Origin of the sequence: Prauserella alba (assembly GCF_024171735.1) — a bacterium.
In the GTDB taxonomy this organism is placed as follows: domain Bacteria; phylum Actinomycetota; class Actinomycetes; order Mycobacteriales; family Pseudonocardiaceae; genus Prauserella; species Prauserella alba.
Map to the genome: position 1 here is coordinate 101,291 of NZ_JAMTCH010000003.1, position 11,530 is coordinate 112,820.

Here is an 11,530-nt window from a genome sequence, read left to right on the forward strand (position 1 = left end):
GCGACGGGCCGGGACGCACTGCGTGACGAGTCCAGCGCCCTGGGTGACGGGTGTGTCGCCCGGTGTTACCGGGGTGCAGCGCCCCGCGCCGCGGGTTGCGGGCGCGGGGCGCTGCCGGGGCCGGTTACAGCGCGCCGCGCTGCCACGGGCCGGTGACGGCGTAGGTGACGCCGGGGGACTGGACGTTGAAGAACAGGATCTTCCCGTCGGGGGAGAACGTCGCGCCGGCGAGCTCGCTGGTGTTCGGTCCTGCCAGCTCGGCGAGGTCGAAGATCTCGCCCCGGGTGGTCACGCCGCGCAGCAGGTCCTTCCCGTCGCCGTCCTCGCACAGCACCAGCCCGCCCGTGTTGGGCGAGACGCAGATGTTGTCCGGGCTCTCGAGCAGGTCCGGATCCGTCGACTCGTACACCAGCACGAGCTGACCACCGGAGTCGCCGCGCGGCCGGTACTCCCACACCTGGCCGATGCCCGCGTCGCCGCCGCTGGTCGAGTTCAGGTAGATCGATCCGCCGCCGAACCAGGCGCCTTCGAGCCGGGCGAACACGGCGGCACCCTTGTCCCAGCCCTGCCGGGCGACGGCGAGCGTGTCGTCGCTGTCGGGGTCCGGGTCGTCGATGTCGACCCATTCCACGGGAAGCGTCCGGCCCGGTTTCTGGCCGATCCGCGTGTCGAAGCCCGGCCGGTCCTTGACCGCGAGCATCTGCAGCGTGCCACCTGCGGCCAGGTCACCCGGCGTGTTCGGCACGAACCGGTAGAAGCCTGCGCTGCCGCGGTCCTCGGTCTGGTAGACGATGCCGGTCGCCTCGTCGACCGCCACCGCCTCGTGCACGAACCGGCCCATTTCCTTGTACGGCACCGGATCCACCGGGCCGTCGGCGTCCGCGGGCACCTCGAACACGTACCCGTGCGGGGTGTCGACGCCGAGGCCGGTGAACGTCTCCTCGCACGAGAGCCACGATCCCCACGGCGTCGGTCCTCCGGCACAGTTGCGGATCGTGCCCGTCAGGCTGGGGAAGGTGTCGACCAGTTCCATCTTCCGCGGGTCGAACACCATCGTGGTGGTGCCGCCTGCGGCGGCCGGGTCGTACGACGGCGAGGCGAACGCGGCGCCCTCGCCCTGTTCGTGGTTGCGCACGAGGCGGATCAGCCCGTCGTCGCCGGCGAACGCGGCCATGCCGTCGTGCCGGCTCGGTGTGGGCGCGCCGTCGCTCATGGGTGTACCGGTGTGTCCGAACGCGACATACGAGAACCCGGCGGGCAGCAGCAGTTCGCCGCCAGGGGCGGGTTCGAGCGGGCCGTAGCCGCCGTTGTCGTCGGCCTGCCGGGGGCCGCGGCCGGGTGTGGCGGACGCGGTCGTGCTCATCATGCCGAGCAGCGCGGACGTGGCGCCGACGGCGGCTCCGCTGCGGAGGAATCCGCGGCGGGACAGGCCGGAGGGGGTGGTGGGTCGTTCGACCATGACTGTCGCTCCTTGCGAGTCCGGGAAGGTCGGATTCACCCCACACGTCCGACATTTCCCGCTGCGCAGGTCGCGATGAACGACCTTTGAACGCCTGCCGATCGGCGAGTGTTCCGAGTAGCCCGAGCTGCTCCGATCGGCGCAGCCGCAAGCGCCGATCGGCCCGATTCGTCCGGACGTCTCCGGTGGCGGGCGTCGGAATCCGCGCCGGCGTCGGACACGGCGGACGTCGGCGGGCTTACGCGGCGGGCGTAGGCGGACGGTACGGGCCGTGGCCGCCGCGACGTGCTCACGGCGAGGGTGGCAGGCCGCCGACCCTGGTGGTGAGTTCGCCTGCGGCGCGGCGGACCCGGCCCGCGAGATCGGGCCAGGTGTCGCCGCATTCGGTGTCCGCCGCCGCGTCGGCACCGTCGCCGCGGCCGGTGCAGCGGTGCCGGAAGGTCAGGCTGATCGCAGCCAGCGGGCGGCCGCCGTGGTCGAAGGCCGGGTAGGCGACGGAGGCGAACTCGGCGGTCACGTGACCGTCCTCGACCGCCCAGCCGAGCCGGTTGTGGGCGGCGAGCGTCGCCCGCAGTTCGGCGAGGCTCCGCGGGCCCCTGCCGGTGCGGCGCACGAACGCCGATGCCGCCGGCAGCAGTGCCCTGACCTGTGGTTTCGGCAGGTGCATCAGCATCGCCCTGCCCGAGGCCGTCAGATGTGCGGGCAGGCGGACGCCCACGTCGGTGACGACCGTCTGCGGCTGGGGCGGGCGTTCCTTGATGAGGTAGACCAGCTCGCGCCCGTGCAGCACGCCCAGGTGTGCCGTGTGCCCGGTCTCGTCGACGAGTCGCCGCAGGATCGGCCCGGCGAGCCGTTCCAGCGGATCGTGCCGCAGGTAGGACGAGCCGAGTTCGAACGCGGCGATGCCGAGTGCGTACCGCCGTTCGGCGGGCAGGTGGACCACGAATCCGGCTGTCTGCAGTTCGGTGAGCAGGTGGTACGTCGACGACCGGGGCAGTTCCGCCTCCCGCGCCAGCGTCGCCGCCGACACCGGTCCCGCGTGCCTCGCCAGCACACCGAGCAGCGCGAGCCCGCGCCGCAGCGCAGGCACGTTCCCGTGCGTTTCCTGCGTCATCGTGCCTCCTGTCTGAGATCCGAGACGGAAATCGTAGCGCCGCCGCTGATGAGCGGGGCCTTCCCGCGGTGCAATGAGGGCATGCCGAACGAGCCGAACGAGGTAGTGATCGGATCCGCGCCGCTGAGCCGCGGCGACGTCGTCGCCGTCGCCCGCGGCGGTGCCGGAGTGACGGTCGACGCCGTGGCGAGGAAGAACGTCGCCGCCGCCCGCGCGCACGTCGATTCCCTGGCCGACGCGACGACGCCGTCCTACGGCGTGTCGACCGGCTTCGGTGCGCTGGCGGTGCGCAGCATCCCGCCCGAACGCAGGGCCGACCTGCAACGCTCGCTGATCCGCTCGCACGCCGCCGGTGCCGGAGCGGCCGTCGAGAACGAGGTCGTGCGCGCGCTCATGCTGCTGCGACTGCGCACCCTGACCACCGGGCACACCGGCGTGCGGACCTCGACCGTCGACACCCTGGCCGCGTTGCTCAACGCCGGCATCACCCCGGTCGTACCCGAGTACGGTTCGCTCGGCTGCTCCGGTGACCTCGCGCCGCTCTCGGCGGTCGCGCTCGCCCTGATGGGGGAGGGTGAGGTCGTCACCGCCGACGGCGTCACGCTGCCGGCCGCCGACGCCCTCCGCGACGCCGGGATCACCCCGGTCACGCTGGCGGAGAAGGAGGGCCTCGCGCTCACCAACGGCACCGACGGCATGCTCGGCATGCTCGCGCTGGCCACCCGTGACCTCGCCGGACTGCTCGACGTCGCGGACGTGACCGCGGCGATGAGCGTCGAGGCCCAGCTCGGCACCGACCGCGTGTTCGCCGACGACCTGCAGGCGCTGCGCCCGCACCCGGGGCAGGCCGTCTCGGCCCGGCGGATGCGGGAGGCGCTCGCCGGCTCGGAGATCGTCGCCAGCCACCGCGGCCCTGACTGCACCCGGGTGCAGGACGCCTACTCGCTGCGGTGCGCCCCGCAGGTGCACGGCGCGGCGCGGGACACGCTCGCCCACGCCGAGACGGTCGCCGACCGCGAGCTGCTGGCCGCTGTGGACAACCCGGTGGTGCTCGCCGACGGGCGCGTGGAATCCAACGGCAACTTCCACGGCGCGCCGCTCGGCTACGTACTCGACTTCCTCGCCATCCCGGTCGCGGACGTCGCGTCGATCGCCGAGCGCCGCACCGACCGGATGCTCGACGTCGCCCGTTCGCACGGGCTGCCCGCGTTCCTCGCCGCCGACCCGGGCGTGGACTCCGGCCACATGATCGCCCAGTACACCCAGGCGGGCATCGTCAGCGAGCTCAAACGCCTGGCCACGCCCTCGTCGGTGGATTCCATCCCGAGCAGCGCGATGCAGGAGGACCACGTCTCCATGGGCTGGTCGGCGGCGCGCAAGCTCCGCCGCGGCATCGACGGCCTCCGCACCGTGCTGGCCGTCGAACTGCTCACGGCCGCGCGAGCGCTCGACCTGCGTGCCCCGTTGCGGCCCGCCCCGGTGACGGGCGCGGTGCGGGACCTGCTGCGCACCCGGGTCGACGGCCCCGGACCCGACCGTCACCTCGCCCCCGAGATCGCCGCGGCCGAGGAGCTCATCGCTTCCGGTGCCGTGCAGAGCTGTGTGGAGGAAGCATGACCCTGACCACCAAGAACTGGCAGACCGAGGCCGCGCTGCGGATGCTGCGCAACAACCTCCACCCCGAGGTCGCCGAGCGGCCCGAGGACCTCGTCGTCTACGGCGGCACCGGCAAGGCCGCCCGCGACCAGGCCAGTTACGACGCCATCGCCCGGACCCTGGCCACGGTGGCCGAGGACGAGACGCTGCTCGTGCAGTCCGGCAAACCCGTCGGCGTGCTGCGCACCCACGAGTGGGCACCGCGCGTGCTCATCGCCAACTCCAACCTCGTCGGCGACTGGGCCAACTGGCCGGAGTTCCGCAGGCTGGAGAACATGGGCCTGACGATGTACGGCCAGATGACCGCAGGGTCGTGGATCTACATCGGCACCCAGGGCATCCTGCAGGGCACGTACGAGACGTTCGCGGCCGTGGCCGAGAAGCGTTTCGGCGGCACGCTCGCAGGCACGTTGACGGTCACCGCGGGCCTCGGCGGTATGGGCGGCGCGCAACCGCTTGCGGTGACGATGAACGACGGCGCGGCCCTGGTGATCGAGTGTGATCCGCACCGCGCGCAACGGCGGCTCGAGACCGCCTACCTCGACGAGCTGGCCTCCGATCTGGACGACGCGATCACCCGCGTGACGGCGGCCAAGGCCGACCGTCGTGCGCTCTCGGTCGGCGTGATCGGCAACGCCGCCGAGATCCTGCCCGAACTGCTGCGCCGCGACATCGACGTCGACATCGTCACCGACCAGACGTCGGCACACGACCCGCTGTCCTACCTGCCGTCCGGTGTGGACGTCGGCGACTGGCACGATTACGCCGCCGCCAAGCCCGACGAGTTCACCGACCGGGCACGGGAGTCGATGGCCGAGCACGTGAAGGCGATGGTCGGGTTCGCCGACCGGGGTGCCGAGGTGTTCGACTACGGCAACTCGCTGCGCAGCGAGGCCCAGACCGCCGGGTACGAGCGGGCGTTCGACTTCCCCGGCTTCGTGCCCGCCTACATCCGGCCGCTGTTCTGCGAGGGCAAGGGCCCGTTCCGGTGGGCCGCGCTGTCGGGCGACCCGGCCGACATCGCCGCCACCGACCGGGCCGTGCTGGAGCTGTTCCCCGAGAACGAATCCCTCGCGCGCTGGATCCGCATGGCGGGCGAGCGGGTGTCCTTCCAGGGACTGCCCGCGCGGATCTGCTGGCTCGGCCACGGCGAGCGGCACCTCGCGGGCCTGCGGTTCAACGAGATGGTGGCGAGCGGAGAGCTCTCGGCGCCGGTCGTCATCGGCCGTGACCACCTCGACTCGGGCAGCGTCGCCTCGCCGTACCGGGAGACCGAGTCCATGATGGACGGTTCGGACGCGATCGCCGACTGGCCGTTGCTCAACGCGCTCGTGAACACGGCGTCGGGCGCCACCTGGGTGTCGATCCACCACGGCGGCGGCGTCGGCATGGGCCGGTCGATCCACGCGGGCCAGGTGACGGTCGCCGACGGGACCGAACTGGCAGCGCGGAAACTCGAACGCGTGCTCAGCAACGACCCTGCCACCGGGGTGCTGCGGCACGTCGACGCCGGGTACGAGCGTGCCGCGGAGGCAGCCACCGCCGGTGGCCTGACCGTTCCGATGTGGCAGTGACCATGGCGGACACGACCGGAACACCCACGGCCGCAACACCGGAGCCGAGCGCGAGCGGACTGCTCGCCGACATCGCCGACGTCGGGCGCGACCGCACCCGCGGTGGATACTCCCGGCACGTGTTCGACACCGCCGAGCTCGACCTGCGTGAGTGGTTCGCGGGCGAGGCGCGGCGACGCGGGCTCGACGTGGAACGGGACCGCAACGGCAACCTGTGGGCGTGGTGGGGCGCGCCCGGACCGGACGCGGTCGTCACCGGCAGCCATCTCGACTCGGTGCCAGGAGGCGGCGCGTTCGACGGGCCCCTCGGCGTCGTGAGCGGACTGTCCGCAGTGGACATCCTGCGGCAGCGGGGCGTGACCCCGGCCAAGCCGCTCGCCGTGGTCGTGTTCGGCGAGGAGGAGGGCGGCAGGTTCGGAGTACCGTGCCTGGGATCGCGACTGCTGACCGGATCGCTGCCCGCGGAACGGGCGCTGCGGCTGCGCGATCCCGACGGCGTCACGTTCGCCGAGGCCGCACGGCGCGGCGGTCTCGAGCCGGAGCACATCGGTGCCGATCCCGGGCTCGTGGGCCGTATCGGCAGGTTCGTGGAACTGCACGTCGAACAGGGCAGGGGGCTCGTCGACCTCGGCGGCCCCGTCGCCGTCGGCAGCACCGTGATCGCGCACGGCCGGTGGCGGCTGACGTTCGCGGGCCAGGGCAACCACGCCGGTGCGACGCCGATGGACGACCGGCGGGACCCCATGCTGCCCGCCGCGGAGACCGTCGCAGCCGTGCGCCGCATCGCCGCGTCGGCACCCGCCACGCGCGCCACGGTCGGCAGGCTCACGCCCAACCCCGGCGGCACCAACGTCATCGCCTCCACCGTGGACGTCTGGCTCGACGCGCGAGGCCCGGACGTGCCTGCCGTGGTGCGGGACGTCGAGGCGGCGGCGCGGGCGGCCGCCGAGGCGGAGGGCTGCACCGTCGAGCTGCGGGAGGAGTCGTGGAGCGACGAGGTGGTGTTCGACCCCGTGCTGCGTGACGAGGTGTCGGCCGAGCTCGGCGATGCGCCCGCACTGCCCACCGGGGCGGGGCACGACGCCGCGGTGCTCTCGGCGCACGTGCCCGCCGCGATGCTGTACGTGCGCAACCCGACCGGGGTCAGCCACGCACCCGAGGAGTACGCCGAGGACTCCGATGTGGACGCAGGCGCCCAGGCGCTCGCCACCACGCTGGCGAGGTTGTGCCGGTGAGCCCGGCGGTGAGCGACGGCGTGGACGCGACGGGCAGCGGCTCGGGTCGCGGTTCGGGCGGCGGCGCGGTGACCGAGTACTGGTGTGAGCACGCCTGGCTGCCCGGCGGGGTCGTCGAGGGCGTGGGCGTCGACGTGTCGGGCGGGGTGATCGTCGGGATCGAACCCGGGCGGCCACGGCGCGGCCGGACGCTGCGGGGCCTCACGTTGCCCGGTATGGCGAACGCGCATTCGCACGCGTTCCACCGCGCGCTGCGTGGGCGCACGCACGGGGACCGCGGCACGTTCTGGACGTGGCGGGAACTCATGTACCGTCTCGCGGAGCGGCTCGATCCGGACTCGTACTACCGGCTCGCGCGGGCCGTCTACGCGGAGATGGTGCTGGCCGGGTACACGAGCGTCGGCGAGTTCCACTACCTGCACCACGGTCCGGGTGGCAGGCGTTACGCCGATCCGAACGCGATGAGCGCCGCGCTCGTCGCGGCGGCCGCAGACGCCGGGATCCGCATCTGCCTGCTCGACACGTGCTATCTCGCGGGCGGTCCGGACACCCCCCTCGACGGCGTTCAGCTGCGGTTCGGCGACGGCGACGCCGACGGCTGGGCGTCCCGGGTGAGCGAGTTCCGGCCGGAGGGCGACCACGTCGTCGTCGGCGCGGCGGCGCATTCCGTACGTGCCGTGCCCGCCGCGGACCTGTCGGCCGTGGCCGGGTGGGCGAGCGGGAAACCGCTGCACGTCCACCTGTCCGAGCAGCGAGCCGAGAACGACGACTGCCTGCGCGTGCACGGCGTGACCCCGACGGCGCTGCTGGAGCGGCACGGCGTGCTGGGGGAGCGCACCACCGCCGTCCACGCGACGCACCTCAGCGACGACGACATGTCGACACTGGGAGCGTCGCGGACGCGGGCGTGCTTCTGCCCGACGACCGAACGCGACCTCGGCGACGGTATCGGCCCGGCGTCGGCCCTGGCCGCCGCCGGGGTGCGGCTGTGTCTCGGCAGCGACAGCCATGCCGTCGTCGACGCCTTCGAAGAGGCGCGTGCCCTCGAACTCAACGAACGCCTGGCCGCGGAGGCTCGGGGCCGGTTCGCCGTCGGCGACCTGCTCGCCGCCGCGGCCGACCACGGTGCGATCGGCTTCGACGACGTCGGCCGCATCGAGGCGGGCATGCAGGCCGACCTCGTGACCGTGCGGCTCGACTCGGTCCGCACCGCGGGCGCCGCCCCCGACGGTGCGCTGCTCGCAGCGACGGGCGCCGACGTCACCGACGTTCTCGTCGCGGGCAGGCCCGTGGTACGTGACGGGGTGCACACTCGTGTCGAACGTCCCGCCACCGAGCTGGCGGGCGAGATCGGAAAGCTCCTATGACCCCGAACCCGCGCCCCGCATCCGCATCCCCGACGTCCACTGTGGTCACGGGGATCGGCGAGCTGACGACCAACGATCCCGGACTGGGAGTCCTGCGTGACGCCGCGGTCGTCCTCGAGGCCGACCGCATCGCCTGGGTGGGCGAGTCCGCCGTCGCGCCCGCCGCGGACGAGGCCGTGGACGTCGGCGGCCGCGCGGTGCTGCCCGGCTGGGTGGACAGTCACACGCACCTCGTGTTCGCGGGCGACCGCACCGCCGAGTTCGAGGCGCGCATGGCGGGCGAGCCGTACCAGGCGGGCGGGATCGCCACCACCGTCGCGCGTACCCGCGAGGCGGGCGACGACGCTTTGGAAGCGAACCTGGTGGCCCACCTCGACGAGGCGGCACGCCAGGGAACCACGTGCCTGGAGACGAAGACCGGCTACGGTCTGACGACCGCCGACGAGACCCGGGCCGCCCGTATCGCCGCCCGGCACGCCGACGAGGTCACCTACCTCGGTGCGCACGTCGTTCCGCAGGGCGCGGACGCGGAGTCCTATGTGGACCTCGTGTGCGGCGACATGCTCGACGCCGTCGCCCCGTACGCCGGCTGGGCGGACGTGTTCTGCGAGGACGGCGCGTTCGACGAGACCCAGTCCGAGCGCATCGTGCGCGCGGCGGCCGCGCGCGGACTCGGCGTGCGCGTGCACGGCAACCAGCTCGGAGAAGGGCCCGGCGTGCAGCTTGCGGTGCGCAACGGCGCGGCGAGCGTCGACCACTGCACGTATCTGACCGACGAGGACGTCGACGCGCTCGCCTCCTCGGCGACCGTCGCGACGCTGCTGCCCGCGTGTGATCTGTCCACCCGGCAGCCGCTCGCACCGGCGCGGAGGCTGTGGGACGCCGGCGCGACCGTCGCGCTCGCCAGCAACGCCAACCCGGGCAGTTCGTACACGACGTCGATGGCGTTCTGCGTCGCCACCGCGGTGTTGCAGATGGGACTGTCGGTGCGCGAGGCCGTGTGGGCGGCGACCGCGGGCGGTGCGCGGGCCCTGCGCCGGGACACGGGTGACGGCGTCGTCGGCACCGTGCGCGTGGGGGCGCGCGCCGACCTGCACGTGCTCGACGCCCCGTCGGCCACCCACCTCGCCTACCGCCCCGGGGTTCCGCTCACGTGGGCAGTGTGGCGCTGCGGAGAGCGCATTCGCTGAGGCGCGGACTCCTGCGCGTGTCCTGCGCTCGGAACCGCGTGCGCCTGTCCGCGAGCCGGGGCTGTCAGGCCAGCAGGGACTCGACGCCGAGGTCCGCGGCGGCTTCGTGGGCGCGGGAACGGAGCTCCGGGTCCTCGTCGAGTCCTGCGGCCACGAGGCGTGCCCGCAGCTCGTCGTCGAGGTGGGCGAGCAGGTCGAACAGGGCGTGCCACAGGTCGTACTCGTCGGCCGCGTGGGCGTAGGCGGCGCATCGCTCGGTGGGCTGCCGTGACACCAGCGTGCTCAGCGACGACTTGTCGTCGACGACGAACGCGACCTCGAGGACCTGGCGTTCGTTCAGCTCGGCCAGGCCCGCCTCGGCGATCTCGGCGGGCACGCCGCCGACGAACCGGCCGAGGGTGATCCAGTCCTCCCGCCTGCGGAGTTCCCTGCTGACCTCGGCGACCGTGTCCGGCGGCAGTTCGGCGAGGATGTGGCCTGCCCTGCGCGGATCGAGTTCGGCGGCGACGTCGGCGAGGAACGGCGCCGGTAGTTTCAGCGCGATCGCCACGCCGCGCTCGCCTTCGAGCAGCCCGGCCAGCCGTGCGCTGAGCATCGGTCCGAAGGCCTTCTGCGCCAGCGTCACCAGCACGGGTACCGGGATGATCCCGCTGGCCGACACGAGCTTGCGCAACACCGGCTGGTGCGCACCGTGCAGGGCTTCGGTCGCCTGGTCGCGCAGGGTGCGGATGTCGGCGGCCGGCACGGTCAGCAGGAACTCCAGGCGCTGCTCGGATTCGCCGAGCACTCGTGCGAGCTTGACGATCTCGGCGCGCGCGGCGAGCCGGTCGAGCGCTTCGGTCACAGTCCCACCGCCTTGCGCACCGCGGGCCGGATGAAGAACGGGATGTGCGAGAGCGCGCTGTCGGCCGATTCCTGCAATGCCGCGGCCTGTCGTCGCCGTGCCTGCCGCAGCGCGTCGGCGAGTACCTGTTTGTGCTCGTCGGGCAGCGCGTCGATGCCGGCGGGCAAGCCGTCGAAATGGGGCCCGTCGAGCTGTTCGGCGAGCGTGCGATCTGTGGCCATCGGTCCCCTCCGCGGGAGGCTCGGCTGTGAGGGATAGTTTCGCACCTATGGCACATGAGATCGACACGTCGACGATCAGTGTCGGCGGTCTGGGCGGGTATCTGGCGCGGCCTGCGGAGCCGACGGGTGCAGGCATGCTGCTGCTGCCGATGATCACCGGTATCGGCGAGCGGGTCCGCGAGTTCGCGGGTGAGCTGGCCGAGTCCGGGGTGACGACGCTGAGCTGGGATCCGTTCGACGGCGTGAGCATGGACGATCACGACCGGGACACCATGGTCGAGCTGATGCACGGCCTCGACGACGAGACGTGCCTGGCCGAGATGCGGCGGCTGCTGGACCACATGTTCGGTGAGCTCGGACTGGCGAAGGTGGGCGTGATCGGCTACTGCCTCGGTGGGCGGTTCGCGCTGCTGCTGGGAGCGCGTGACGAGCGGCTGGCGAACGTCGTGGCCTATCACCCCACGGTGCCTGTCACGCCGGCTGACAATCACACGGTCGACCCGTTCGAGCAGACTCCGCGTATCGCCGCACCGGTGATGATGCTCTACCCCGGGCAGGACGCGATCGTTCCCCACGAGTCGTTCGCCCGGCTGCAGGACGGTCTGCAGTCGCGCAGCCGTGCCGCCAGCATCGTCCACCTGTACCCCGAGGCCCAGCACGGTTTCAGCGACACCCGCAGTCACGGCTCCGAGGTCAACGAGTCCGCCTACGCCGTGTCACAACCCCAGGTGCTGTCGTTCATCCAGGCCACAACGACCTGAGACCCGGGCGCGCCCCCAGGGGCACTTTGGTGGCGCTCAACGCCACCAAAGTGCCCCTGGGGGGGGGGGGGGGGGGCGGAGAGTGACAGCTGCGGTGCACGCCTGTGAG

Annotated in this window: 10 protein-coding genes; 6 read left to right on the plus strand and 4 right to left on the minus strand. The window is 72.8% G+C overall.

Annotation, left to right across the window (positions count from 1 at the left end):
* Positions 1–124: 124 nt before the first annotated feature.
* Together LY12_RS00470 and LY12_RS00475 are read right to left on the minus strand one after the other, a co-directional pair.
* Positions 125–1,459 carry a PhoX family protein gene (locus LY12_RS00470; RefSeq protein WP_253852549.1) on the minus strand — a complete coding sequence of 445 codons (1,335 nt, stop codon included), beginning with the start codon at positions 1,457–1,459 and terminating at the stop codon, positions 125–127.
* A 289-nt stretch (positions 1,460–1,748) separates the two neighbouring features.
* Entirely contained in the window at positions 1,749–2,573 is an 825-nt protein-coding gene (locus LY12_RS00475; RefSeq protein ID WP_253852550.1) for an IclR family transcriptional regulator, read from the minus strand.
* 81 nt (positions 2,574–2,654) lie between these two features.
* Between LY12_RS00475 and hutH the strand changes: the two genes are divergently transcribed.
* The 5 genes from hutH (at position 2,655) to hutI (ending at position 9,595) form a co-directional block, all read left to right on the plus strand.
* Positions 2,655–4,190 carry a histidine ammonia-lyase gene (hutH, locus tag LY12_RS00480; protein WP_253852551.1) on the plus strand — a complete coding sequence of 512 codons (1,536 nt, stop codon included), beginning with the start codon at positions 2,655–2,657 and terminating at the stop codon, positions 4,188–4,190.
* Positions 4,187–5,803, plus strand: coding sequence for a urocanate hydratase (hutU, locus tag LY12_RS00485; protein WP_253852552.1), 1,617 nt, complete (start codon positions 4,187–4,189; stop codon positions 5,801–5,803). The genes hutH and hutU overlap by 4 nt, the downstream gene beginning before the upstream one ends.
* Before the next feature lie 2 nt (positions 5,804–5,805).
* Positions 5,806–7,038, plus strand: coding sequence for an allantoate amidohydrolase (locus LY12_RS00490; protein ID WP_253854763.1), 1,233 nt, complete (start codon positions 5,806–5,808; stop codon positions 7,036–7,038).
* Between the two features lie 68 nt (positions 7,039–7,106).
* Entirely contained in the window at positions 7,107–8,405 is a 1,299-nt protein-coding gene (locus LY12_RS00495; protein WP_253854765.1) for a formimidoylglutamate deiminase, read from the plus strand.
* Complete coding sequence (hutI, locus tag LY12_RS00500) at positions 8,402–9,595, plus strand: imidazolonepropionase (protein WP_253852553.1); 1,194 nt, start codon at positions 8,402–8,404, stop codon at positions 9,593–9,595. The genes LY12_RS00495 and hutI overlap by 4 nt, the downstream gene beginning before the upstream one ends.
* Before the next feature lie 64 nt (positions 9,596–9,659).
* Here the strand turns inward: hutI and LY12_RS00505 are convergent, their stop codons facing one another.
* Positions 9,660–10,439 carry a hypothetical protein gene (locus LY12_RS00505; RefSeq protein WP_253852554.1) on the minus strand — a complete coding sequence of 260 codons (780 nt, stop codon included), beginning with the start codon at positions 10,437–10,439 and terminating at the stop codon, positions 9,660–9,662.
* Positions 10,436–10,660 carry a hypothetical protein gene (locus tag LY12_RS00510; RefSeq protein WP_183778916.1) on the minus strand — a complete coding sequence of 75 codons (225 nt, stop codon included), beginning with the start codon at positions 10,658–10,660 and terminating at the stop codon, positions 10,436–10,438. Before LY12_RS00510 ends, LY12_RS00505 begins: the two co-directional genes overlap by 4 nt.
* Before the next feature lie 47 nt (positions 10,661–10,707).
* Between LY12_RS00510 and LY12_RS00515 the strand changes: the two genes are divergently transcribed.
* Positions 10,708–11,421 (plus strand): dienelactone hydrolase family protein, encoded by a 714-nt coding sequence (locus LY12_RS00515; RefSeq protein WP_253852555.1) that lies wholly within the window; start codon positions 10,708–10,710, stop codon positions 11,419–11,421.
* The last annotated feature ends 109 nt before the right edge of the window (positions 11,422–11,530 follow it).